We start from the raw sequence: 26,063 nt of genomic DNA on the forward strand, positions 1-26,063 counted from the left end.
TTTGGTTCTGATCTACGCGTCATTCATTGTGATATTATTTGTGATGATGCTGGTAATTGTACTGTGGATTGCCATTCTGACACAAACGGCTAATGTATTCAACCTTGAGTGTGGTTTTCTTGGGTTTATTTCTATGTTAAAAAGGAACCGTTGTCATCTATTCTTCGTAAATTAAAACTTATTCAATAGATTTGGTAATAATTCCGAAATTATTTTAAGTGGTTCGCTTGCTTTTTCTGTTAAACAAAGCATGATTCCCCCTTCAATGGAAGCGTTCATCATGAGTGCAATCGAATTAGCCGTTTCTTTAGAGAACCCGTCTGCCACCAACTTGTTCGAATAAATCTCTTGAATCTGTAGATAAAGGGAAGAACATGAAATACGGACGGGTTCACTTAAAGACCCCATCTCGCTTACGATACTCATAAAAGTACAACTAGTAATCGTCCCTTCTCGATTAAAGATGTCTATTAGTTTTTCAATCATCGCCTGTGTGGCTTCTTGTGTAACGTCCCGTTAAGCTTAGATTAATAACATTACCTCATTCTATCCTAGTCTCAGGATCCAACCAACCTGGTTTCCATTTCAGCTGCTGCATCGATGACAAGTTTGAGATATTTCTGAATGGATACTGGTCTCAAACGCTGTTCATTGCCAATTAATTCAACTGCTGCGATTATTTCCTTATGTTTATTTTTCACAGGGACTGCAACAGAAGTTATTCCTGATGAAAAATTATTATAACTAATAGCAAATTTATTTTTTTAAGGACTCCTGTATAAAATCTATACCAAACATATTCTATCATTTTTAAGCATCAACATTGGCAGTCATCTGCAGAATTTATCAAGATCCAGTAAAATCGAACATACCTGCTTTTCTAATTAATGAATTTACCTATCTTTTACAGGAATTTCACAATAAATAAAGGAAGGACAAAAAGCATTCTACGACCATTCCTTGAATGCCTTTTGTCCTTTTTTAGAGTATAAAATTTTTGAACAGGTAAAATTATACAGGAGATCACTGATAAATACCGAATTATTTAACATAATTAAGGGAAACTAGTTTTTCACCAGAACCACAAAATCATTGGTTGGCAAATCTATAAGGAGCAAGTATATTCTACTTTCCTATTATCTTGAACAGCTACTCTTTCTACCGCTTCTGTCACCATTTTATGAACATTTAAATCTAAAGGATGCGGTACCAAATCTCCAGGTTTGGTACATGCTGCGATCGTTTCAGCAGCAGCGACTAGCATAGGATGGGTAATTTCACTTGATTGTGCGTTTAAAACTCCTCGAAAAATACCGGGAAATCCAAGAACATTGTTAACAGAACGGCCATCTGCTGCATAAGCAGCTCCCGCTTGCAGGGCTACTTCCGGTTCAATCTCTGGTTTTGGGTTCGATAAGGCTAGAATCACCTGTCCTGGGCGTACCCATTGCTTTTGAATAAGTCCAGGTACACCTGTCGTTGCGATAACGATGTCACAGGTATTCATTAACATTTCAATACTATCAACTGGATGACCACCATAGTTCGCTAACCGCACCTTCGCATCCGGACTTTTATCTGCTCCAAAAACATCCTTTACTCCGTATGCCATAAGCATTCGAGAAATCGCCAAGCCTGCCGCTCCAAGGCCAATCTGTCCAACTTGTGCATTTTTTAAGTCAATACCGGCACTTTTACATGCTGAAATCGTTGCAGCCAGAGTGACAACAGCAGTTCCATGCTGATCATCATGCATAACCGGAATATCCAGTTCCTTCTTAAGTCGTTCTTCTACCTCGAAACAGTGTGGAGACCCAATATCTTCGAGTAAAATACCACTATAACCAGGAGAAATATTCTTCACCGTCCGTACAATCTCATCCGGGTCTTTCGTATTTAGAAGAATCGGAATCCCATTAATGCCGGCTAATTGGTCGAAGAGTACAGCCTTCCCCTCCATAACTGGCATTCCGGCAACAGGGCCGATGTCTCCCAGGCCAAGAATCGCTGTTCCATCTGTTACAATAGCTACCGAATTACCAATACTCGTATAAATTTTTGCTTTATCCGGTTCTTTCTCGATGATTCGGCAAACATTGGCCACACCTGGTGTATAAACTCTTCTTAAGTCGGCTAATGTTTGAAGATCCACTTTGCTTTTCATATGAATTTTCCCTCCTTCATGTGCGTGAAGGACTTCATCTGAAACAGCATGAAGACGAATTCCCCCGTCTAACCGGGAGAGAGCGTCTGCCAATTCTTCTATCTGCTCCTCATGATCGACTTGAACAGTTATATTACGTATTGTGTAATTTGGACCTACTTTTACCGTTTGTATTTCCCCTATATCTCCTCCTGCAAGACCAATTGTCGTTGCTACTTTCCCAAGATTACCAGGGATTGAAGGCGTTTCCACCATCAACGTCCGAATGATTTGTTTGCTCATCATCTAATTCCTCCAACTACTTGTCTATGAATGGGGAAGGGAAGAAGTGACTCCTATTTTCCTCTTTGACTGTTAACATTTTCTTCCATCCCTTTTGACCATTTATAAATGATTTCCTATTCGTAATATAAGAGTTAATATACATAGAACAACAAAACTCTACAAAAACTTACAAAGGTAATTTATACACATGTCCGAAAATTTGCTATATTTTAAATTTAACTTGAAAACACTCGACATATACAAGGTAAGAAGGGGTACCTTATTTGTTAATCATTTAAGATACCGATTTCGGGGGAGGCCAGAAGTACTTGAAAAAAAAACCCATTTTAGAGTTCTGCCAATTAATCCTCTAAAATGAGCCGCTTCGATTCGAAATAAAGAACTTGGATAAATTTCTTTGTATTAATTCGCGTACTGGTAGGAGAAGAGTTAGGATTTCTTTGTAATTCGGTCATCTTCTTGCGTACAATCGTAAAATCAAAAAACTTAGATGCATAATTTTCGAACTTAGGATTTGAGAAATCTGTTAAACCGAGCGACGCTAAATGATTGATCGATTGGTAAATCGCTCTTCTTACCCTTTGTTCAGAGGCTTTTACTTCCCGCTGGATATCAATTTGTGCCGTGGGTGCCCCAATCTTTTTTAAAGTAATTTGCACAAAAATTTTTTTAAGAGGCGGAAATTGCTGTTCGTACGTATGATATTGTTCATATTGATCTAAATATTGGAGGATATCCAGTAAATCTTTGCTGCCGCTTTCACCTAAGATACCTAGTTCAGATAAGAGAAACTCACCAGATGTAACGATACTGGTTTTCTTCAATGCATTTGCTGTTTCCTGTTTTGGCTGCTGTAAATTAAACACGGTATTTAATGATTTTTGAATATCTGCAATCGACCTTTCTAACTGGATTCGCTCCATAACTTTTCGGATAACAGTCAACACTTCAAGGCGATTTATTGGTTTTGAAATATAATAATCAACATCAAGTGAATAGGCTTCACCGATTAATTCCTTTGATTCCACTTGTGAAATCATAATAATTTTACCTGTGAATTGCCCTTTTAAGCGGCGAATCGTTTCAATTCCGTCACGAACAGGCATTAACAAATCGATAAATAGAATATCCACGTACTTAAGGACCATTAAGTTTTTATCAAGCATGGAGCCATCTTCGGCTTCTCCGATAATCTCGCCCAGATCCTCATCTTCAATTATTCGCGCCAACATTAAACGATGCACCTCATCATCATCTACTATATAAAATTTCATCGAGTTACCCTCTTTCGACTAGGCTATTTATCGGAAGTTTTATGGTAAAAAATGCTCCGGCATTTTCCGAACCATTTTGAAGGTCCACACATCCCCCAAGTTCTTCGGTAATTTCTTGTACATAAGAAAGACCAATGCCTGTTGATGGCGTGCCGGCGTGATCAAATTTTAAAGTAAATCCTGGTTTAAAGATATAGCTTTTATCCTTTTCAAATACTCCGGGACCATCGTCCTCTACTTGAAACCATACAAACTGATTCTCCAGTTTTACATAAATAGCTATTGCTCCCTTCCCCTCAATAGCTTCTACCGCATTTGCCACTAAATTATTGATCAACGATAAAACCAAATAGGCATGATATTCCGGATGTTCACCATCAATTTGATAGCGAAAATCAATCTTCTTTCCTAATGAACTGGCATATTGTTCATTTGTTCGGATAATGGCAGGGACAAGTTCATGGATATCCATGTAATCGGAAAACTTTTCGTCTTCAATCAACCTGAATAGTCCGGCAAAAATCCGTTGATTGTCTTTTTTGATATCGTGTACTTCTCCAGCAATTCGTAATACCCTGTTACTAAATGGCTCTAAGGAAAGTCCTGTTTGTTTCATATATTCATTTATGTCCCGATATAGATCGTATGATGTAATTGTAATATTTTCTGCGTTTTTTAGTACTTTTTTCAACTGAACGGATTCCACATACAAATTCGATAACAGCATCAATAAGTAATGGTTTTTTTGCTGAATTTGCCTCTCTCTTATTTTTCCTTCATATAACTTCATCATACTAAAAAAGGAAAGCACAAAAAAGCTGCGAAAAATGGCAATGATAAAGATCTGGGTTAGTTTTGACAGGGAAAGGTAGTCTCCGTCAGCCACGTGCCGAAACATCAGTTCCGTTAAACTGGATATAATTTCAATGGTAATGCCTAATACTCCGATAATCCAAGGACGGCTGTGGAACTGATTCAATTTTAATAGATAAAACAGGAGTACGAACATAAAATAATAAAGGGAAGATGGATAGCTTGTTTGAACGGAAGCTAGCAAATCAAAAGGATCCTGTGTAAGCCAGTCTAATCCTACCCGAAAGGAAAGAATAGATAGTGCTGTACAAATACCGAGTAAAATCGGTGAAATGCCCCGCAATAATAAGAGAGAAAAGAAAAAAATTGGCGTACCCAGACTAACACGGAATGTATCATGAAAAGGATAAAATTTTAACTCTCCCGCCAACGGAACTGCAACTAGAATAAATATAAAGACAAATATATTACTTTTAATTAATTGGTTGATTTTCAAACGATTCACTTCCTGTTAATATCACAGATAAAAAAAATATAAATATAAATAACGAATCCAACACAGGTAAATACCAACTATGCTGAATTCGTTATGCAAGTTTAGAAAAGTATACAATGGTGAAAAAGAAAAGACAACTTAATACAGTTTATTCTCTGTCCAAAAGCGATGCCCCGGAAATGCCTGGGTTGGTCATTTCGTAAGGGTTTAAAATCAGATCAAGCTCTTCCTCTGTCAATACATCATATTTCAAGCATAATTCACGTACTGGTTTACCTGTTAAAATGGCCTCTCTTGCAATACGCGCAGCGACTTCATATCCAATATGGGGATTAACAGCGGTAATGACTCCCACACTTCTTTCAACATATTCTTTTAACTGTTCCTTATTTGCTTCAATCCCCATCAGGCAGTAACCCGTAAACGTACGAAAGGCATTATTCATGATGCTGATAGATTCAAGCAAATTAAATACAAGCACAGGTTCCATTACATTTAATTCAAGCTGCCCTGCTTCGGATGCTAGGCAAATGGTATGATCATTTCCAATTACTTGAAAGGCTACCTGGTTAATCATCTCGGCCATGACCGGGTTAACCTTGCCCGGCATAATAGATGAACCTGGCTGACGGGCTGGTAATGCGATTTCCCCAAGTCCTGCACGGGGACCTGACGCCATTAGCCGTAAATCATTCGCGATTTTGGACATGTTCATCATACATACTTTCAGCGCTGCCGATACCTCAGTGTAAGCATCCGTATTTTGAGTGGCGTCGACAAGATGTTCAGCCCCCAAAAGCGGGAGTCCGGAAATAGCTGCTATATGTTTGACCACATTTTCGGTATAGCGGGGATCTGCATTTAAGCCCGTACCAACTGCCGTTGCCCCCATATTGATTTCATATAAGTGCTGACGTGATTGTTGGATCCGTTTAATATCACGCTCCAGGACCCGGCTATACGCTTCAAACTCTTGACCGAGACGGATTGGCACGGCATCCTGAAGATGTGTTCGTCCCATTTTAATCACATCATCAAATTGATGTGCTTTCTGTTTAAAAGCTGCCAGCATCTGCTGCATCGTATCCAATAGCTTTTCAATTAATTGAAGAGTAGCAATATGAATCGCGGTTGGAAACGCATCATTTGTAGATTGTGACATATTCACATGACTATTCGGGCTTACATTCTTATACTCGCCTTTTTCTTTCCCAAGAAGTTCGAGCGCACGGTTAGCAATGATTTCATTCATATTCATATTCATGGATGTTCCTGCGCCGCCTTGAATGGGATCTACGATAAATTGTTCATGCCACTTACCTTCTATTATTTCTTCTGCTGCCTGAACAATGACCTTGCCGATTCCTTCATATAACCGTTTTGTATCCATATTCGCTAAAGCAGCTGCTTTTTTGACAATTGCCAGCGCTTTAATTAACTGTTCGTGAACACGATAGCCTGTAATCGGGAAATTTTCAACTGCCCGCAGTGTTTGTATGCCATAATAAGCATCTGCCGGGATTTTTTTAGATCCTAAAAAATCGTTTTCTATTCGTACTTGAGTACTTGTCTCAGAAGCTGACATGATACTCCCTCCTATTCTCAATAAAATTACGCTACATTTGACTCTTTAATGGAATCCACATATTGATTTGCTTTATCTTGGTCAAATTTGCCTTCCCATTTTGACATAACGATTGTCGCTAAAGAATTTCCAAGAACGTTAACTGCCGTCCTAATCATATCCAAAATACGATCAATACCAGCAATGAACGCGACGCCTTCTATAGGAAGTCCCATTGTGCCAAGTGTTGTTAAAATGACCACAAACGACGCACCTGGAACCCCAGCCATTCCTTTTGATGTAAGCATTAACACAAGCAGCAACGTAATTTGCTGCATAACGGATAAATGAATTCCATACATTTGTGCTACAAAAAGTGAAGCAAGAGCTTGATAGATGGATGAGCCGTCCAGGTTAAAGGTATAGCCTATTGGAATTACAAAAGAAGTAATTGATTTTGGGCAGCCAAACTTCTCCATCTTATCCATAAGTCTTGGTAAAACAGATTCAGAGCTTGCGGTTGTAAACGCCAGAATGAGCTCATCTTTCAGTACCTTCATGAGAACAAAAATACTTGTCCCAGAGATTTTCGCAATGACACCAAGAACAACGAGGACAAAAAATATCATTGTTACGTAAACAGCCAGCACCAGTTTTCCAAGAGGAAGTAACGAGGCAGCTCCAAATTTTGCAACGTTCACCCCAATGAGTGCAAATACTCCCACAGGGGCTAATTTCATAATAAGATTCGTTACCCAAAACACCGCTTCCAATATACCTTCAAAAAATGTCAGAACAGGCTTTCCCTTTTCTCCTATTGCTGCAATTCCCAATCCTAAGAAAACAGTAAAGAAAATGATTGGAAGTAAATCACCTTTAGTCATAGATTCAAATACGTTTGTCGGAACCAGATGTACAATCGTTTCTGCTACACTCGGAGTTCCAGTAGTTTTCATTGTTTCTTCATACTTTGAAATGTCATTTGCCTTAAGAGCGCTCGTATCTACACCTGCCCCAGGCTGAAATAGATTTGCCGCCAATAATCCAATCGCAATAGCAAAAGTTGTAACGCTTTCAAAATAAAATAGCGTCTTTCCGCCTAACTTTCCTAATTTTTTGATGTCTCCCACACCAGCAATAGAAACAATTAATGCCGCGATAACAATTGGCAATACAATCATCTTAATCAAATGGATAAAAATGTCCCCTATAGGAGCTAATATGGCCATCGCTGTCTCATTTCCATAAAAAACGATACCAAAGATAATCCCGAGTATAAGTGCAACAAAAATTTGTGTAGCCAATCCAAATCTTTTCATTGAAAAGCTCCCCCTTATTTGTTCTCAAGCATGTTTTGTATCTTTATCAGGACACATGACAGGCTATGTTTTTACTCTATTAGAAACCTACTCGATTACACAAAAATCTACAAAAAGTCTAAAAATAAAAAAACATTTTTTTAATTATTACTATTTTCTATCTTTTTTTGGAGATTGAATGGGGGCTGGCTGGGACGATAGGCCGATGTTGGACTTAACTCGGGTACGTCAAAAAACCCTTGCCAAAGCAAGGGCTTTTTCTCAAATAAAAGACATCATGAGTTAGTTGCAATAATAATGCCAAATTCCTTTCTTCATTTCCTTATTAATTTTCCCTTGTAATTAAAGATCATCTAGAGTTCCAATAACTTCAGACATAATATTGAAAAAGTGCTTTTCATAATTTTTTTTATATCTTAATTGAGCCATTCCACTTGCTGTTGAAATTCCTGATTTAATCATGTTTATAAGCAGTAAGGAAATTTCAGATAGTTTCGGATATAAAGAATTAGAACAAACATAAAAAAGCAGGGAAACCTTTAACTAGGCTTCCCTGGCTAAACCATATTAAAGTGTTTCCGATTCTTCTAGTCGAAATCCTTCCACTATGACTTCTTCATCGACCTCCAACAATAGGCACCGTTTTCCCTCGAATGTAATGTATTTTACATATTTCAAGTCTTTCGGATTAATCGTTACATTGGCCACCTTTGTCTCGATTTTGATGGTTTTAGGAACTAAACTAGTTGCTTTGAATTCATGTTTTTCATCATCCAAGATTGCTTTAAAGGCATGTTCCAATTTGGCCGTCTCCACATTTTCGACGCCGCTTACGGTTAAGATGCGTTCGATATCCCGTGAATCTATCGTAGGGATTTCACTTTCTTCATTCTCTTGATTCTCCTGGACCAGCTTATCGATTTCCTCATACACGTTGGAAATGACTCGGGAATCCACCTCGTCTCCTATCACTTCTTTTAAAATGAAATCGAAGCAGTCCTTATCTTCCTGAGCAGTAATAATCTCTTCACAATTGAGCACTTCTTCCATAAATTTAAAATCCGGTTGATTTGCTTTCCCTGTATAATAGAGAAGATGGTTTACATCTGCTGCATTGTCGTTTAAAGCGGGGAAGAGAAAGCCTGTTAATGGAGAATCTAAATTAATAATGGGATCAAAAACGTTGTAGGATTTGTATTCCTTCTCAATATAATCAAACATCAAGGCTTTTTTCGGCACATCCGTTTTATTGAGACTGCAAAGAATAAACGCGTTGGAATATACCTGGTCATCCCCGCCTTCTTCAGATTCCGCATTCCGTTTCCTGGTCGGTTTTCGATATTCTCCCCGGATAAACGTTACCACAGTATCGAATTCATAAACCGTGGCAGCAAACATTTTCACGACGATTTCGAGCATGTATTCTTTCCAATCTTCGGTTGTATCTTGTTGTAATCCTTCGAAAAGGAACATTTGGGTGCTGTCTTCCACATCCCGCATGAATTTCAGCTCAAACAGTTTTGCATCAAGTTGACCTGTTAACACTTTTTTAAAGTTGGCCAAAAATAATTCCTGCGCTTCCTGTTCTAACATTTGAAACGGCTGACTGACTTGATGGTAAATCTCTCCTGATTCTTTCTGTACATACACATTAAAGATTTCCCGAATTTGCAGGTTATAATTGTCTAATTTAAATTGCTTCCGAATATTAGCGATGTCTTTTTTGTTCATTTCATTCAACTCCCATTCCTAATTATACTGTTCCGATGTGAAAATAGTAATAAGGAAAGAGTCCTGAACAAAAACTCATGGAAGCCATCCCGCAATTTGTAGTATAGTTATGACGATTTCAATAACAATAAGTATCACTACAATCCATTCTACAAACAGACCTCGAATGGAATGGCTAATGGTAGAAAAACCCTCGATTATGTTATATAAAATTTCTGTTTTGCTTTTTAAAATTAAATGACGATCGTTCAATTCAAAAAAATCCATCATTTTGTCGTAAAACTCACTCGCATTACTGCTTGTCCAAGTGATATCAGGTTTATCCAAAATCATGATGTAGGCTAAGGTGTTATAATCATGACGCAGGATTTTCGCGGTTGTCCTTGCCAGTTCTTTATTCCCTATTCTTAATTTACCTCTTTCTAGCCGGTCAATCATGGTCTCTAGCCTGTCGTGAATCACTCCTAATTGTTCCTCTGTTTTTTCAAGTGCTACTGATTTTGCAAGGACGGTTGAAATTAATTCAGGGTAAAAAAGCTCATATTCAGGAACAACGACATATTCATCGGTCAATTCAATGCTTTCCGTTTCATTTATGTGCAGACTATAATCGTCTGTATACCTGTCTATATTTTTCATATCAATTTCAGGCTCGAAGGAATGCAGGTATTTAAAAATTGCTTTCATCTCATCAGGAGTGTGATTTATAAATACAACACTTCCAAACGAAAAAACTAGAACACTTTTCGACTCGTCTACTTTCTTACCAATAATCGCTTGAAGGATGCTGCCTTTTAAAATTAAAGGTTCTTCCCAGGTGAATTTTTTTGGAATTCCGCATTGTAAAGCGATTTTATTCAGATCCATTTCATTCGTGATTGCCATAGCTTTAAAGGAAATATCCATCATTTTTTATATCACTCTTTCACAAATTGGTCATTCTTTCATTTAATTCTATTTTATTAAACAAATCAATCCGTTATTGGAAAAAGTTGAAAATTTAACATTTAATTAAGCAAAAATTTACTTCAAACATAAACGAATAAAAAATTTAACATCTTTTTCTTATTTTCCGAAAAATAGTGTTAGTAAATCTAACATAATTGTTGGGATTGGGTTACATTAAAATTATAATGAATTTGTGACATTATTCTTGAATGAAAACTCCAGTGTGGGAAGGCACTGTTGTTTTCATTCTTTTTTTGTGACCCTTTCTTTATTTTTTCAAATTGTTTAACTAAATATTTACCATTGGGAAGTTAAAAAATACGAGTCATTTATTTTTAACTGATAGTCTTCAAGAAATCATTCTATTATAATTAGTTGTAGGACGGCTTAAGAGGAGGATACAATTGAAATTAATTTCTATTTGTCCGAGTAATACCGAATTAGTTGCCTATTTAGGGTTAACAACGGCACTGATAGGGATAGATAATTTTTCTGATTGGCCTGAAGAAATCAATAGTTTACCAAGGTTGGGACCAGATTTAGATATTGATATGGATAAGGTAGAAGAATTGCAGCCAGATTTGGTTTTAGCCTCCCTATCCGTTCCAGGGATGGAACGCAATATCAAGGAACTGGAAAAACGAAAGATCCCCTATGTCATCGTCCCAAATCCACAAACCTTACAAGAAGTCGGAGAAAGCCTATTGTTTGTTGGTCAAGTAACGAAAACAGATGACAAGGCAAGTACACTTTATGAAAGATTTACCCGTATAATTAAATACTACCATTCTTTAAGCCTTCAAGTAGAAAACGAAAAAACCGTTTATTGGGAGTGGTGGGCAAAACCAATATTCAGCCCAGGAGCTGGAAACTGGCTAACAGAAGTAAGCAGACTCGCAGGTGGACGAAACATTTTTGAAGATAAAACCGTTGCAAGCGTCCAAACAGATGGGGAAGATGTCAGGCTGAGAAATCCAGACGTTATCTGTGTTGTATGGGTAGGCGTTCAGAAAAAGAAAATCACTCCGAAACTCATAATAAAACGCCCAGGTTGGGAGCATATGAACGCAGTTAAAGACAATCAACTATACATTCTTGATGAACCGCTTTATTGCAGGCCCTCTCCTCGACTATTGAACGGGCTTGCTAAAATCGGCTATCTTCTTCATCCAGATATATATCCCAAATATAGTGAGGGAGATGACTTGTTAATTAATTCTGAACTCGAGAACTCCCTCTAGTCAGTTGAAAAACGATACTTTGATAAGCGCATTAAAGGATAAAGCCAACATTTGGTTGGCTTTACTTAATATGCAAATGCAAATATATAAACAAATTAAAATTTAAATTAATTCCTTTTTCTTTTTTAGAATAATATACAGAAAGATGCTGGATACCGAACATAAAAAAGCTAGAAAACCGATAAATCCATAGCCTACCTGTAAACCCAGGATTTCGTTCGCTGCTCCAGTTTCACTTTTGAACATCCTACTAACAAGATCGATAATAAAACCTATTATAAGATTACCTATTACACTGGCTATGCCCATTAACGTAACAGTAAAAGTAATTGCTGTCCCAGTCCCCTTTGGGAACCGTTTCGCTAAGAGTGCCATGACAGTTGGATAGATTAAAGCAATCCCCACCCCTGAAATGGCAAATAAAATAGCTCCTTTTTCACCAAGCAAAATGGCTGATAAACTGCAAATGCCTGAAAAGGCTGAGGCAATAATAATTGATAAGGTAAAACCAATTTTATCAGTAACCGTTCCTAATACAAGCCTAGCTAGCATAAAGAAAAGGAAAAACATTGAAAGCATCCTTGAAGCGTCTTTGATGTTCCAACTATAGGCCTTAACCAAGAATTGCACAAGCCAACTTCCCACCGCCAGTTCTGAAACCACCCCAAAAGAAAGAACAGCTACAATAAGCCATGCAACCGGGTCTCGAAGCAGAGTATTATAGGAAGTAGTTTTTGCATCCTCTTCATGAGTTTCTTCCGGGAATTTACCTAACAGGGAAGGAACAATTGGCAGAAGTGATAACAATAAAACAAAAAGGTACATGCCCCTCCAGCCCATCTCACCCCCAAAAATATTCCAGCCCATTAAAGATGCCGCTATTGTCGGAGCAACAGTTGAACTTAGTCCGTAAAAAAAATGTGATAGGTTCATCATAAACCCTGTATTTCTAGTGAAGATTCGAGCAGCCATGATTCCAAGACCGATCTCAAGTACGCCGTTACCAATATATAGTAAAAAGAAGGATGCAGAAAGAGAGGCATAGTTAGAAGATGCATAAATAACAAATCCAGCTAATGCCATAGATAAAAATGCAAGGATTCCGGTCCTCTTTATCCCTATTCTATTGCTTAGTGCTGATGTAAATGAACAGGCAAGAAGATAGCCAAAGGAATTCAAGGCTAATAAAATACCAATTTGGGACTGAGATAAGCTAAATTCATTTTGTATGATAGGAATAGCAGGGCCTTTAATATTTTCTGATAAACCAAAAATAAGAAAGCCGCCAAATACGATACTTAGTAAAATATAATAATTGTATTTCGGATTTACCTTTAAGGGGGATCTGGCTTTGTCAGCACTAAGGGAATGTTGTGGATTCTCCATAAACGGTCCTCTCTTCTTTTAAAGTTAGTGTATCCTATCCTGTTAACCTTTTAATTATTCTAAATAAATACCTCTATTGTCCATTATTTATGATGAAATACTTCTTTAAGCTTATAACGCAGCATATAGTGTGATATGTAAGAGTCAAGATCGGAGTGAACATCCGCCTTTATATTTCTTTGAGGTATTTTTCGAATTAGATAACAATCGACATTCAAAAAAGGATGTGTCTGGCAATGGATTTAAACACTTTTATCAGATTATACCAAGAATTTCTAATTGATTGTGAGCAAAAAGGTTGGATGGTCGAGGTTTTAATTGAAGAATTCGGAAATTACCTTGCCGCCATAACAAATTATGAAGGTATTGAAGTGCAATTTTATATTGAATTAGATATAGAAAATTGTGTAAATGTTACTGAAACTACTAAACAAAGCAGATTGGATTATGGTGTGATAAGGGACCAAGGAGGAGCAGACTTATTTGCGAAAGAAGTTTTGGATGAATTCCACCAGTATTGGAGAAATCATTTACCAAAACGGTACTCAAGTTTTATTCTCTATAAAGGATAGAGAAAATAATAAAATTCCTTACTCAAAACAAAAAGAGAGATAAAATTTCCTCTCTTTAAGAATGACGTAATTAAATGTTATTTGTATAAAACTTTAATTAGCAGCTAAATTTTTTCGATCAACAGCTCTTGGCGGTTGTTCCATCCATCCTTTTTCGATCATCAATTTTGCTGCTTCTTCAACAAATAGGGAAATTTTCATAAAGGATTTTGAATAGATCATAGCTACATCATGCCTTCCATTCACAGCTACCGAATTACCGAATGCCCTTATTTTCATTGAAAACATATCCATCTTATGAAATAACATTAACTTATCTGAAAAGGGAGCAAAAGTAGAATCTGAAACCAGATGATCCAGATAGGATGGAGAAGGTAAACCTTGATCAGATAGCTTCTGCATATAGCCTTCAATATTTTTACTTGTAAGATCCCTTCCTTTTTCAAACAATTCCCGAATCTTTTTATCCTTTGCGACCTGAGCAAATGCCATAATGAGAGCTTTACTCGTTACATTATTTTCAATATTATCGTAAAAATGAGCAATTTCTAATGCATGCAGAGGCCGGACATGTCCGAAGAAACCATTTAAAAAATCTTGATGAACAAATTCAACTTTCTCTGGTACAGGAATAATTGGTGGTTTGATAATAAAGCCTTTATTCATTAAAATTTCTTTAATTTGTTCCATTAGAGTCATGGTTGAATGCATGCAATAAGTAAAAAACTCTACGACATCCTTTCTAAAAATAAGCGGTAATCCTACATTATAAATACTCATTCCTGCTTTTGAAGCATATTTTAAGTAATGAACATAAAATTCATCTTCAAATAAACGAGGAGCACCAAGGTTTACGTCCTCTTCACTAAATCCTTTTGGTATGGGGAAGTTGTCCTTTTCGAATATTTCTTTGGATATACTCATGAACTCTTCACATAATTTTAATGCATTCTCTAGAAGCGTTTTAATATCGTTATCGTCAACATGCTGAAGGTAATAGCTTATAACACACTTGGCCATACTGTTTCCCGTATAAGTTGCCCAAAGTTTCCCCATTTCCGCTGATGTTAATTTTTCTTTAGCGCTTGTCTTTCCTGTACTTAATTTAATTGGTTTAATGGTTTGCATGATAACTCCCTTCACTGCATTTTTGGTTAGTATTTTCTCCCAATGGAAATCTATTCTTTGTTCAGTTGTATATTGGGCTTTGTAAAACGAAAAAAACGAATATCAAACATGTTAGTGTCAAATACTCGTTTTCCTATTCACCATGCTAATTTTTATTGGTTACCTTTAGTGACCAATTAAATGAGGTAAAAATTTTTTGTGTTCTCAAATACTCTTTCAGAAACTTCTGTTTCTGAAAGATTTTTTATTTTTGCAATCATAGAGATTGAATGCTTCATCATGTCAGGGGTAGTCAATTTTCCCGAAAAAGGCCCTTCGAATGGCCATGGTCCATCTGTTTCAATCATCATTTGCTCTAAAGGATACGTTTGAACTAACTTTTGAATTTTTTCTTTATATACAATCTCAGGAGTAACAGAGATGTGATATCCATTTTGAATCATTCTCTTAATCGTTTTTTCATCACCCTTAAACCAATGGAAATGTGCCTTGGACACTGAGTGCTTTTCTAATAGATTGCAAACAACCGGGGCATCCTCGTATACAGCATGTAAAACAATGGGCTTTTCCCATTTATTTGCGGATACAATAAACTCCTCAAGTAATTCCATATATTGACCGAACTGCAGGTTTGATACCTTTTGTTCTTTTCTTAAGTAATACGGTAAACCCACCTCTCCCACTGCACTCATTTCGTCCCGATGTTCTACCATCCATTCCAATAGCATGTAGAACTCATTTTCAGTTGGTAAACTTTGTTCCGGATGGAACCCAAATGCAGGCTTTACATGAAGATATTTTTTAGATAATTCAAGATTTCGCTTACATGATTCGAGATTGTTAGAAACTGACAGTACTGCTTCTATCGAGACGGAACCTTTTACGATTAATTCAATTTCATTATTTTTATATTGATCTAAATGAATATGGGCATCAATCATTTTCATTGTTTCTCACCAGTGTAATTTTTTATTATCTAAACCTTTAATATATAAATTCTTGCTCTTAATTTTACAACACATATATATAATAGGATATGTTTCTTTTTCTAAGAATAGTTCCTTCCTTTAATTATGGAATTATAGAAAATATTTATAAATTTTTATATAATGGAATTCATTCTAAATGTGTAGGAAATGAAAATTTTAGGGGGTGATGTAATGGCAGGAAAAAACAATACGCCGGTTACTTCAGCTACTCATGCAAAGCCTGGTATTTGAAAGGCGATACTTTGCATGAGGGGATTTTATTAATCGCCCAAGTAAGCTTTTCTGATACCCAAGCTTTGCACCTTATTTTTCAAACTAAAGAATAAGGAGCTGGGATCAATGGCGTATGTGAAAGCAACAGCTATTTTGCCTGATGAGCTGATATCAGAAATTCAAAAGTATGTACAAGGGGAAACCATTTATATTCCTAAACTTGAAGACTCCTATCAAAAATGGGGAATTCGTTCAGGGTCTAGAAAAATGCTTGATGAACGCAATATGGCTATAAAGAAATTATTTAAAAATGGAAGGTCTATTGAACAGTTGGCTGACCAATATTGCCTTTCTCCCGAAACCATCAAAAAAATTGTATACACCAAATAAACGTACGAAGCACTGATGAATTCTCATCGGTGCTTATTCGTATGGTGAGTTTGATTCATAATCAAACTCTCCATTTTATTCACTTACTTATTTATATAGAGTAAAAGGAGGAATTAATAGGAGTGAATAAAATGGAACCATTTATCAGAGCAGATCAATTTCATTATATAAAAGAACAAACACAAAAACTGATCAATGCCCACTCTTCCGTTAATGATCGAGCTGTTTTACAGGCTTTAAAATCACTAACTAACGAAAAGGTCATGTGTTTGTTCCCTGAGATGAGTATCGAGAAAAGATTGCTAATCCACCCAATTATAGAAATTGAAAATAAAGAACAAGCAGAGGCATTTTTAAGAAAATTACGTGTATATGTTATCCCCTTTAAAGATGTAACACTCCAAACAGCAAAAAAATTATTGCCTAAGGTGAAAAAATTAAAGCTTCCACCATTAGATTCCGCCAATTTACTAGAATTATCGTACTTGGGTTTTGATGATAAGGGTTCACAAAAAAAGTATATTATCACCTATCTTGATAATAGGCCTATAGGTATCCAAGGTCATTTTAAACCATTAAATAAAAAAGGAATTTGTACCATATGTAATAAATTAGAAGAAGTAGGAATGTTTTTGGTTGAAAAAAAAGGAGCGATACAAGGTACATTTACCAAAAAAGGGAATTATATTTGCCAGTACAGCCATAAGTGCAATTTTAATTTAACGTCTCTAGATAGGCTAACTGACTTTATTTCGTTAATTATGAAATGAGTAATATAATTACCTGCTTTTATCACTCAATAACAACCAGCTGCTAAAGACAGCTGGTTGTTTCATTCTGATGCAATTAGTTATAAGTCTAGAAAATTCAGATAAAACTATCAGATCTAGGCTTCCATCCAATCATATGCAGGTGAACGGTCATAGTCTACTGTGACTCTAGATAAAAGGAGGATTTTCATGTATTATTATATCATTTTACCTCACTACCACCCATGGCATACACCACTAATCGGTCCCATTATTCCACCACCACCTGTACCACCAGCTGCCGTTACCTACCGAAATAGGTTGGATGTATTCTGGCTCCCGCGACACTGATTGGTGTTCTTCTCGTAGGTAAACGTAAATTAAAATTTCATGTAACTTACTTTTTTTCCATTACTGCAAAGTAATTTTCTTCCCTATCTGCGAAATTAAATACTCTTCCAGAGGGCATATTAACAATTTCTCCCACTGTGATATTTTTATTTGTTAATTCATTATGTAATTGTTCGAGATTCTCTGTGAAAAACATTAAAGAAGGTGTACCAAGATTTAATCCAGGTGACATTTTAGCAACGAATTCCTTATTGTGTAGAATGATACTTGTATCTGCATCCTTTTTTGGAGCAATTTCAATCCATCTCATTCCCTGACCATTATCTTCTTCAGAAATTACACTAAATCCTACATTTTCCGTCCAAAATTTCACTGCATCATCTTGGTTATTTACATACAACATGATTTGACCAACTTTGCTAATCATTTATTTCACTCCCTTATCATCTTTCTTGAATTATATCAATTTTAACATCTATTTCCAATATTTACTGTAATTATGTAGTTAATCGTTTGTCTTCCTCCCTGTTTTTATGTTCTTCAACTTAACAAGATCAATCCCCATCAATCAAGGATGTTGTAAAACCAACCGTACTAATAGCCAAGCAAGAATATAGAAAGCTATCTAATGACAGGACAGTAAAACCTGCCAAAACAATTAGTCCATCAATCAAAATGATGACAAATGCTATATTTAGTGAAAAAATTCCAGAAATCATTTTAGCGAGTAAGTCCGTTCCTCCAGTACTTGTCTTATATCGAAGCAATAGACCTACACCCGTCCCTATAATTACTCCTCCTATTAATGCACTTGAAAGGTTTGAAACGAAAATTTGAGAACGAAGGGGAGCAAGTAAATCAATAAATAAAGAAGAAAACAACAACCCTTGTAAATTGCTAAAAAAATACCCTCTTTCATTTGTTGAGGCGATTAAACAGATAGGAAGACTCAATGCCACCATTGTAATGCCAGTCTGAAAATCAAAGAAGTAATGAAGGATTAATGCAATTCCTAGGAGCCCACCGTCGATTAAATGATTAGGCACAAGAAATCCGTTTACCCCAATTCCTAAAAGAAAGCTCCCAATAATAGTAGCCATTAATCTCTGAAAAATAACGATCACCTTGTCCTGTCTTTTTACTCTATAAATATGTCGGTATCTTGAAATTAAGAATATTGTTAAAAAAGTAATAACAATCTGTTATAAAAATTAATTTTTATGTTATGACTCTATTATGTTTTTGAGAGTCATACGTACGAAAAAACCCCCAATTAAGGGGGCCTACATTTTAATAAAATAATAGTAAGAAGATAAAACCATTAAAGCTATACAAATTACAATAACTGCCAAACAGTAGTATGCTTGGATTCCAGCTGGGATAACAGGAACTAATAACAGCAACAAACCCGAGATAACAAAAACCTTCCCGCCAAATCTATGGGTTTTTTTCCATACCTCTTCACTTGCCAACGTCCACGGTGTTCGAATTCCAACAAAGTAATTAGGTTTAAATTTTGGACTTAAATTGCCAATAAACATAAATAAGAGGCCTACAAGTTCTGGAACTACGTATTTTGGATTCACTATTCCTAAACTGCTTGTAATTTGCGCAGCTTGAAATAGGAATAGAAAAATAAGAATACCGTTCATAATACGAAAATACGTAACTTGAAATCGTTCATAATTACTTTTCTTTGGATCAATTTTGGGCAATATCATGGTTAGAAGATACAAAACAAGCATCACCGCAGGCAATAAAAATAATCCGTAAGATTTATTAGCAAATCGATCTGGTACTCCTTTATAGTTCCAATGAGTTCCCACCTGTTCAGGTAAATATGGATAGGATACACATGTGCCAATTACAACCAATACTATTAAAAAGAAACCAAACCAGTGCCTTTTCATTTTAATTCCCCTCTTCATCTTTTTTCAAAAAATCCATAAACCAGGTAACCACATCTTCAAACACACTCGTATTTAAGGAATAAATTATCTGTTGCCCCTTTTTTTCCGATTCCACTAAATTTGCTTGTTTTAATAAATTTAAGTGGTGAGAAATGCTTGGCTTTGACATATTAAAATGGTCAGCAATTTCTCCTGCCGAAAGGTCTTCCTTTTTTAATAAGTGGAGAATTTTCCTTCTGCTTGGATCGGACAATGCCTTAAAAGCATCATTCATGTCAAACCCTCTTTTCCTGTAAAGAAACTAACTTCCTTCTTAGTTATTTAGATAATTATCTAAATATATAATATGTCTACAGTAAAAAAAAGTAAATAATTATTTAGATATTTTTCTAAATATCTATTATTAACTAAGAAAAATAAATATAAATGTTTATTTTAGTTATACTAAATATGTGTGAAATCAGAAAACTCTACGGTATATAAACCCCTTGATTTTCTGAAACTTCCACAAAAAAGGGATACTGAAATTTCAGTATCCCCTTTTTTAGGTATCACTTTGTCACTCTTAAATGCTTTTTTATTCGTCAAATTTAAATTTTGGCAGCCTTTCTATTGTTTCCTCGCTTTGAAGTTCTTCCTGCTTTACTCTCGATTTTTTCATCCTGAAGGAAAATACAATTCCAACCACTACGATCGCAAGTAATAGCCAAAGAAAAACCATTACTCATCGCTCCCTTCCAATTAATTCTTCCGCATTAGAATATATGAGGGAACAGCTTGTCACTTTAATATCAATCATGTAATAAATTTTTTACAATATGTTTTCATTAAAAATTACAGATTAAGAAATATTATTCGTAAGTTCTATAATGCGTTTGTATGTACTTATATACAAGTTTGGATCAGGGTCTTCACCATTTATCTTAGGTACATCAAAGTCAGAAAGTACAAAATGATGTTTAGGTTGGACATTATGTCTCGCTAAAGAACTTTTACAACAGGCTAATGGACAACCATCAATGGCAAGGATCTCTCTTCCTGATTTTGCTGTTCGGACTAATGGTTTGACATCACCGCCTACACCAGCAATACAGGACATTTCTGCCACTTTTTCTCGATCCATTTTTATTGCAATCAAATTAGCAGTTTGGGCAGCTGACGAACAGCCAGAACACGAATATACTATAGGTAGATCCGTCTTTTTCATTGTTTGTTCCCTCCGTTTTTCATTGTTATTATCTTCCAGGAAAAAAGCCCCTAAAGAATAACTAAGAATGATTTTAATCTATTAGTTTTCTAAATTCCGTGAATAATATCACTTTTCAATAAATTAAAATGTAAAAATGGACTTTATAACGCAGAAAACGGAACGGAAATACCTAGCAATTGTCCCCCCAACCACACTTCACCTTAATATTAATTTAACTGTACTTTTATGAAGGATTTTTCTTATTCATTAAGTTAATCACTTGCTTCGTTGGAGTCCAACAATTAAATTTATAGTTCGTTTTTGTTTCATAACCTAAGCGGCTACAATAATATTTCATTCCTTCTGCTTTTTTCTCAGCTTTAAAATGCTGGCATGTAGCGCAGCAATGGAAATCTTTCATAAACTTACACCTTTTTCTAATTTTACTGGGATACAATACCAATGAGACAAGTTTCTTTAAGGAGCTAGCTTGAACATAGATTTATATTTTTCTATTTTAATAAGAAATAAGGAAAATTTAAATAGCTTTAAATTTTCCCAATGTAATTTGGATCTCTAATAATTCCAGGCTGCCCTGGAACCCAATTAGCTGGGACCCCTTCTTGAGTCCTTCTAGCATATTGTATCCCTTGAATGACCCTTAAAATTTCATATGCATTTCGGCCAACTTCCATTGGATTTACGAATTTGGTCACTATTTTTCCTTCTGGGTCTATAATAATGGTTGCTCTTAATGGAGCCCCCTCTTTGTCATTAAGCACTCTGTATGCTTTACTAATTTTATGTGTTCGGTCACTTAATAGTGGAAAAGTTACCTTCTGAACAGAAGGAGATAACTCAGTAAATATTTTGTGGGAATATACACTGTCAGTACTGATTGCAAGGACTTCTGTATTTATATACTTCAGTTGATCATAAATAGCAGCGACCGCTGCCAGCTCTGTTGGTCAAACAAATGTAAAATTACTGGGATAAAAAAATAAAATGACCCATTTTCCACGATAACTTTCAAGATTAACCTCTTTGAATTTCTTAGCAACATTGTCATATGCTTCTGCAATAAATGATGGTGCAAAATCAGTTGTTTGTGCACAAAATGGTTGTACACTATCATCTAATACATAATCTTCCCTTTTATTTTCCATTTTTCCACCTCAATTCCTTTCAACTGAATAGGGATATTTTTCAATAAATATTGTATGTTTGGGTCATTGTCCAATTGAGCCTATTTCTTTTTGTTCATTTAACTTTTGATTCATAACTACTCCTCAAAAAACCCTCTTTCTGTTATGTTTAAATTAGTGAATACCAATTTAAGGATGTGAATGGCAGACAAGTTCTGCTGTAATATGAATATTAAAATTTTGATTGCAGATGATAATTCGTTTATTCGTGAAGGCATGAAGATTATTCTAAGTACTTACGGAGAATTTGAAGTGCTGGCAACCGTAGATGATGGTAAGGAAGCCGTTGAATATTGTCAAAATCATCATGTGGACATTGCGCTTCTGGATGTAAGGATGCCTCATATGAATGGAGTTGAAGCGACCAAGGTTCTCATGGAAACAACAAAGACGAAACCGATGATTCTAACAACCTTTGATGACGATGAGTACATTATGGATGCAATTAAGAATGGTGCAAAAGGCTACTTATTGAAAAATACTGACCCGGAACGGATCCGCGATGCCATTAAAAGTGTTTACTTTGGCAACACTGTTATGCAGGATGTTGTGCTCGAAAAGGTTAAATCCAAAATAACTGGCAATACAAAACCGGAGTCCAAGGTGGATGCCAGCCTGTTCACCGAGCGTGAAATGGACATTATGACATTGATTGCAAAGGGTTATTCCAACAAGGCGATCTCTAAGGAGCTGTTTATATCGGAAGGCACCGTTGCCAACTATATTACCTCTATTCTAGGTAAAACTGGCTTGGAGCATCGAACACAAATTGCCATATACTTTCTTACTGGCTCAGTAGATTAAGAGGACCAAATGATGGAATTATGGATCATTTTCAGCAAGCTTATTATCATTCTTTTTCTCAGCTTTTCCTATGTCCAATCAGAAACCAGTAACCTAGCTTGGATTGTCCTTTCAATATTACTTTATATCAGTATGAATATTACCCTTTATCTTGTACCATCTGAAAATATGAAGAGAGGCATTCATCTCGTGTCAATGGTACTCATTTTTATTTCGTTTCGGGAAGTGGATTCGTTATTCTTAATGCTTATTCCAAATAATGTTTATGAGATTGCCTGGCCATTTTTTGAAAAAAAGTGGTGGTTGTTGTTAGTGGGAATGCTGCCGGTATTCCTTGTCCCTCAGCTACAGACGATATACGGACTAATAGCCCTTTTCTGCTTTGTAGTGTATTTTATGGCCAGCCATTACTCGAAAAGATTAATTAAATATGAGAATACGCTTGATAAGATGCGAGTTGATATGCAGCGGCTCTCCAAAAGCCTTAATGAAAATAAAGAATACATAAGGCAATCGGAATATACCTATCGCTTAGAGGAACGCAACCGAATTTCCCAGCAGATTCATGACAGCATCGGACACTCCATGTCTGGTGCGCTGATTCAAATGGAGGCAGCAAAAACTCTTATGGCAATTGATCAGACTAAGGCCGTGGAGTTGCTTCAGAATGCGATAAACATATCAAAAGAAGGAATCGAGGATATTAGGATTACCTTGAAAAATATGAAGCCTCCAACCGAACAAATTGGCTTGCAGCGCCTAAAACTGTTTATTGAGGAGTTTTCCATCCAGCACCAGTTGCGAATGCCGTTTGTTTACAAAGGAAACATCGATTTGATTACCCCTATTCAATGGAATATTATGGCTGAGAATATCACCGAAGCCCTCACGAATTCATTAAAATACTCTGGTGCGTCGGAAATTTCGATTGATATTCAGGTATTGAATAAGCTAGTTCGGGTCGAGGTCCGCGATAACGGTAAAGGGATTGGCTCCGGCAAAGTGGTAAAAGGGCTCGGCATCGTAGGCATGGAAGAACGGACTGCCTCCATAAAAGGCACAGTTATCGTCGATGGAACCAATGGATTCTCTGTCACCACCCTCCTCCCCCTCGCCTAATGAAAGCATTCATATGAAAAACATGAAATTTCTCATGTATAAAGGGTGAACTAATGCACTTATGTTAGTTCACCCTTTTCCTTATAATTAAATTACAAATACAGGAAATGGTGTCAGGCACCGCGAAAGGCACCATCCCATATGAGGTGAGTTTTATGCACGTGTTGGAGATTAAAAATTTAACGAAGAAATTTGGCGATTTTATTGCTGTTGATAATATGTCCTTAGCGATTCAAGAAGGTGAGATTTTTGGTTTTCTTGGATCCAATGGGGCTGGCAAGAGTACAACGATTAATATGGTTTCAGGTCTTTTACGAAGTAACAGTGGGGAAATCCATATCCTTGGCAAGAACATTGCTACACATAGTAAGTTTGCCAAGATGAACATCGGGATTGTACCACAGGATCTGGCCATTTATGAGGATATGACAGCTTACGAGAATGTGAGATTTTTTGCAGGATTATACGGAATGAGAGGAACAGAATTGAAAGAACGGGTCGAAGAGGCACTGGAGTTTGTCGGGCTGCTAGATAAACAAAAAAGCCATCCAAAGAACTTTTCCGGCGGGATGAAACGACGATTGAATATCGCTTGTGCAATTGCCCACCGGCCAAAGCTGATTATTATGGATGAACCAACAGTTGGCATCGATCCACAATCACGAAACTACATTTTAACCTCTGTCCGTAAATTGAATGAAATGGGCTGTACCGTTATTTACACAAGCCACTACATGGAAGAAGTAGAAGAAATTTGTTCAAGGATTGCCATCGTTGATCATGGTAAGGTGATTGCTGAAGGTACAAAGGCACAGTTGAAAGCGATCATTACGGATACAAAGGATATTTGGATAGAAGTGAAAAACACAGAAAATCTTGATGAAACTCCCTTAAAGGAGATTAAAGGTGTTAATTCCATTTCCATCGAGGAAAACGTTGTGAAAATTAACTCCCAATCTGAAGTCAACAACTTAAACCAAATGATTCAGTTTTTCATTAATAGAGGAATGGAAATCCGCTCACTCCAGGAGCAGGCACCAAACCTCGAAACCGTCTTTCTTACTTTAACCGGCAGAAACTTAAGAGATTAGGAGGAATTTATCGTGAATATCATCAATATTGCTCTTAATGAATTCAAACGCAATATCCGAGATATAAGGACATTGGTGTTTATGCTGGCCTTCCCTATCGTGTTAATGCTGATTCTCGGAACTGCTTTATCCAATACCTTTGACAGGACTGTTAAAATAGGAAAAATCAATGTTTTATATATCGAAAAAAATGATAACAGCTTCTCTTCCCCTTTCCAAAACTTTATTAAAGAAGCCAAAAAGCAAGACATTCATTTCTTAAAAGCTTCTGAAAGTACAAACGGAAAGCTTGAAGTAAAGCAAAATCACTATGATGCCTATGTGGAAATAACAGATAGAGGAATTCAATTTTACGGAAGCGAGCGAAATAGCATCCAAGCAAGTATCGTCGAAGGCATGCTGACAGCTTTTACCGATAAATACAATTTGATTACCGAGGTAGCAAAGGAAAAACCCGAACAAATGCAAGCCATTTTGGCCAGTACCTCGAGAAACTATGTAAAAGAAACCTCCTTAAATGCAGACAAAGCACCTGGATCCATGGATTATTATGCGATGGCAATGACGACAATGATCGCCTTATACAGTGCCATTTCCGCCAGTTCACTGATCCGAGGGGAAAGAAGACGGAACACAGCCATTCGACTCGCCATAGCACCTATCAACAAAATGGAAATTTTTCTTGGTAAAATTTTAGGAGGAATCGGTATAAACTTTGTTTGCATCTTGCTAGTAATGGCATTTAGCCGTTTTGCTTTTGGTGCCAATTGGGGCAGTCATCCCGGAATGGTAGTGCTCATTCTATTCACGCTCGTGTTTCTTGCCGTCAGCTTTGGGCTCGGCCTCAGCTATATCATTAAAACGGATCAAGGGATGCAAACCATTGTCATGGTCGTCCTGCAGCTTGCTGCCTTTTTTGGCGGGGCGTATTTCAGGATTGACAACGCCGACGGGGTTCTGAAGCTCATGATGAATTTATCTCCACTGACATGGGCAAGAGATGCGTTAACAAAAATTATTTATAACAATGATTTAACCGCAGCACTGCCTGCGATTTCATTAAATATAGGAATAGCTTTGGTTTTCCTGTTGATCGCCATTGTTGCATTCAGAAAACGGGAGGGGCTCTAGG

General features: G+C 36.5%; 28 protein-coding genes and 1 pseudogene. 9 read left to right on the forward strand and 20 right to left on the reverse strand.

Annotated elements, in window-relative coordinates:
* Window positions 1-171 precede the first annotated feature (171 nt).
* The 9 genes and pseudogenes from CVD27_RS22945 to CVD27_RS22985 all read right to left on the reverse strand — a co-directional run.
* A pseudogene (locus CVD27_RS22945) lies at window positions 172-489 on the reverse strand (LmrA/YxaF family transcription factor); the annotation flags it as partial.
* 68 nt (window positions 490-557) lie between these two features.
* The gene (locus tag CVD27_RS22950; protein WP_101650780.1) at window positions 558-749 is read right to left on the reverse strand and encodes an IclR family transcriptional regulator domain-containing protein; all 192 of its coding nucleotides are present in this window, start codon (window positions 747-749) and stop codon (window positions 558-560) included.
* A 356-nt stretch (window positions 750-1,105) separates the two neighbouring features.
* Complete coding sequence (locus tag CVD27_RS22955) at window positions 1,106-2,449, reverse strand: NAD-dependent malic enzyme (protein ID WP_101650782.1); 1,344 nt, start codon at window positions 2,447-2,449, stop codon at window positions 1,106-1,108.
* Window positions 2,450-2,790: 341 nt separating this feature from the next.
* Window positions 2,791-3,723 carry a response regulator gene (locus CVD27_RS22960; RefSeq protein WP_101650783.1) on the reverse strand — a complete coding sequence of 311 codons (933 nt, stop codon included), beginning with the start codon at window positions 3,721-3,723 and terminating at the stop codon, window positions 2,791-2,793.
* 4 nt (window positions 3,724-3,727) lie between these two features.
* Window positions 3,728-5,041 (reverse strand): ATP-binding protein, encoded by a 1,314-nt coding sequence (locus CVD27_RS22965; RefSeq protein ID WP_308301816.1) that lies wholly within the window; start codon window positions 5,039-5,041, stop codon window positions 3,728-3,730.
* A gap of 139 nt (window positions 5,042-5,180) precedes the next feature.
* Complete coding sequence (aspA, locus tag CVD27_RS22970; protein ID WP_101650787.1) at window positions 5,181-6,617, reverse strand: aspartate ammonia-lyase; 1,437 nt, start codon at window positions 6,615-6,617, stop codon at window positions 5,181-5,183.
* A 26-nt stretch (window positions 6,618-6,643) separates the two neighbouring features.
* Window positions 6,644-7,915: a cation:dicarboxylate symporter family transporter gene (locus CVD27_RS22975; RefSeq protein ID WP_101650790.1), complete on the reverse strand. Its 1,272-nt coding sequence runs from the start codon at window positions 7,913-7,915 to the stop codon at window positions 6,644-6,646.
* Between the two features lie 567 nt (window positions 7,916-8,482).
* The gene (locus CVD27_RS22980) at window positions 8,483-9,646 is read right to left on the reverse strand and encodes a DUF4317 domain-containing protein (protein ID WP_101650792.1); all 1,164 of its coding nucleotides are present in this window, start codon (window positions 9,644-9,646) and stop codon (window positions 8,483-8,485) included.
* Window positions 9,647-9,721: 75 nt separating this feature from the next.
* Complete coding sequence (locus CVD27_RS22985; protein ID WP_101650794.1) at window positions 9,722-10,555, reverse strand: RMD1 family protein; 834 nt, start codon at window positions 10,553-10,555, stop codon at window positions 9,722-9,724.
* A 443-nt stretch (window positions 10,556-10,998) separates the two neighbouring features.
* On the opposite strand from CVD27_RS22985, the gene CVD27_RS22990 reads away from it, so the two are divergent.
* On the forward strand, window positions 10,999-11,835 hold the full coding sequence (locus CVD27_RS22990; protein WP_101650795.1) for a cobalamin-binding protein: 837 nt from the start codon (window positions 10,999-11,001) through the stop codon (window positions 11,833-11,835).
* Window positions 11,836-11,937: 102 nt separating this feature from the next.
* Here the strand turns inward: CVD27_RS22990 and CVD27_RS22995 are convergent, their stop codons facing one another.
* Window positions 11,938-13,221 (reverse strand): MFS transporter, encoded by a 1,284-nt coding sequence (locus CVD27_RS22995; RefSeq protein ID WP_101650797.1) that lies wholly within the window; start codon window positions 13,219-13,221, stop codon window positions 11,938-11,940.
* Between the two features lie 236 nt (window positions 13,222-13,457).
* On the opposite strand from CVD27_RS22995, the gene CVD27_RS23000 reads away from it, so the two are divergent.
* Window positions 13,458-13,793, forward strand: coding sequence for a hypothetical protein (locus tag CVD27_RS23000; RefSeq protein ID WP_101650798.1), 336 nt, complete (start codon window positions 13,458-13,460; stop codon window positions 13,791-13,793).
* A 93-nt stretch (window positions 13,794-13,886) separates the two neighbouring features.
* Here the strand turns inward: CVD27_RS23000 and CVD27_RS23005 are convergent, their stop codons facing one another.
* Both CVD27_RS23005 and CVD27_RS23010 read right to left on the reverse strand, forming a co-directional pair.
* Window positions 13,887-14,921 (reverse strand): DUF3231 family protein, encoded by a 1,035-nt coding sequence (locus CVD27_RS23005; protein ID WP_101650799.1) that lies wholly within the window; start codon window positions 14,919-14,921, stop codon window positions 13,887-13,889.
* Window positions 14,922-15,097: 176 nt separating this feature from the next.
* Window positions 15,098-15,868 (reverse strand): TatD family hydrolase, encoded by a 771-nt coding sequence (locus tag CVD27_RS23010; protein ID WP_101650801.1) that lies wholly within the window; start codon window positions 15,866-15,868, stop codon window positions 15,098-15,100.
* Between the two features lie 381 nt (window positions 15,869-16,249).
* Between CVD27_RS23010 and CVD27_RS23015 the strand changes: the two genes are divergently transcribed.
* The 3 genes from CVD27_RS23015 (at window position 16,250) to CVD27_RS28350 (ending at window position 17,613) form a co-directional block, all read left to right on the forward strand.
* Window positions 16,250-16,513: a CD3324 family protein gene (locus tag CVD27_RS23015; protein ID WP_101650803.1), complete on the forward strand. Its 264-nt coding sequence runs from the start codon at window positions 16,250-16,252 to the stop codon at window positions 16,511-16,513.
* A gap of 131 nt (window positions 16,514-16,644) precedes the next feature.
* A complete protein-coding gene (locus CVD27_RS23020; protein ID WP_101650805.1) occupies window positions 16,645-17,283 on the forward strand; it encodes a FusB/FusC family EF-G-binding protein in 639 nt (212 codons plus the stop codon).
* A gap of 189 nt (window positions 17,284-17,472) precedes the next feature.
* Window positions 17,473-17,613: a hypothetical protein gene (locus tag CVD27_RS28350; RefSeq protein ID WP_180960410.1), complete on the forward strand. Its 141-nt coding sequence runs from the start codon at window positions 17,473-17,475 to the stop codon at window positions 17,611-17,613.
* Between the two features lie 46 nt (window positions 17,614-17,659).
* On the opposite strand, the gene CVD27_RS23025 is transcribed toward CVD27_RS28350, so the two are convergent.
* From CVD27_RS23025 to CVD27_RS23050, 8 genes are all read right to left on the reverse strand, one after another.
* Window positions 17,660-18,040, reverse strand: coding sequence for a VOC family protein (locus tag CVD27_RS23025; protein ID WP_101650807.1), 381 nt, complete (start codon window positions 18,038-18,040; stop codon window positions 17,660-17,662).
* Between the two features lie 127 nt (window positions 18,041-18,167).
* A complete protein-coding gene (locus tag CVD27_RS23030; protein WP_101650809.1) occupies window positions 18,168-18,713 on the reverse strand; it encodes a YitT family protein in 546 nt (181 codons plus the stop codon).
* 183 nt (window positions 18,714-18,896) lie between these two features.
* Entirely contained in the window at window positions 18,897-19,523 is a 627-nt protein-coding gene (locus CVD27_RS23035) for an SdpI family protein (RefSeq protein WP_180960411.1), read from the reverse strand.
* Window position 19,524: 1 nt separating this feature from the next.
* Window positions 19,525-19,797, reverse strand: a complete 273-nt coding sequence (locus CVD27_RS23040) for an autorepressor SdpR family transcription factor (protein WP_101650813.1) — start codon at window positions 19,795-19,797, stop codon at window positions 19,525-19,527.
* A gap of 303 nt (window positions 19,798-20,100) precedes the next feature.
* Window positions 20,101-20,244 (reverse strand): hypothetical protein, encoded by a 144-nt coding sequence (locus tag CVD27_RS28355; RefSeq protein ID WP_180960412.1) that lies wholly within the window; start codon window positions 20,242-20,244, stop codon window positions 20,101-20,103.
* 120 nt (window positions 20,245-20,364) lie between these two features.
* On the reverse strand, window positions 20,365-20,730 hold the full coding sequence (locus CVD27_RS23045; protein WP_101650814.1) for a putative zinc-binding protein: 366 nt from the start codon (window positions 20,728-20,730) through the stop codon (window positions 20,365-20,367).
* Window positions 20,731-20,956: 226 nt separating this feature from the next.
* Window positions 20,957-21,133, reverse strand: a complete 177-nt coding sequence (locus CVD27_RS28360; RefSeq protein ID WP_180960413.1) for a hypothetical protein — start codon at window positions 21,131-21,133, stop codon at window positions 20,957-20,959.
* A gap of 127 nt (window positions 21,134-21,260) precedes the next feature.
* Complete coding sequence (locus tag CVD27_RS23050; RefSeq protein ID WP_257984467.1) at window positions 21,261-21,878, reverse strand: peroxiredoxin; 618 nt, start codon at window positions 21,876-21,878, stop codon at window positions 21,261-21,263.
* A 204-nt stretch (window positions 21,879-22,082) separates the two neighbouring features.
* Between CVD27_RS23050 and CVD27_RS23060 the strand changes: the two genes are divergently transcribed.
* The 4 genes from CVD27_RS23060 (at window position 22,083) to CVD27_RS23075 (ending at window position 26,062) form a co-directional block, all read left to right on the forward strand.
* Window positions 22,083-22,721: a response regulator gene (locus CVD27_RS23060; protein WP_101650914.1), complete on the forward strand. Its 639-nt coding sequence runs from the start codon at window positions 22,083-22,085 to the stop codon at window positions 22,719-22,721.
* Between the two features lie 12 nt (window positions 22,722-22,733).
* A complete protein-coding gene (locus CVD27_RS23065) occupies window positions 22,734-23,840 on the forward strand; it encodes a sensor histidine kinase (protein ID WP_101650819.1) in 1,107 nt (368 codons plus the stop codon).
* Between the two features lie 155 nt (window positions 23,841-23,995).
* A complete protein-coding gene (locus tag CVD27_RS23070; protein WP_101650821.1) occupies window positions 23,996-24,931 on the forward strand; it encodes an ABC transporter ATP-binding protein in 936 nt (311 codons plus the stop codon).
* Between the two features lie 12 nt (window positions 24,932-24,943).
* Window positions 24,944-26,062, forward strand: coding sequence for an ABC transporter permease (locus CVD27_RS23075; RefSeq protein WP_101650825.1), 1,119 nt, complete (start codon window positions 24,944-24,946; stop codon window positions 26,060-26,062).
* Window position 26,063: the final 1 nt, after the last annotated feature.

Source organism: Neobacillus cucumis, from assembly GCF_002860255.1.
Lineage (GTDB): Bacteria > Bacillota > Bacilli > Bacillales > Cytobacillaceae > Neobacillus > Neobacillus cucumis_A.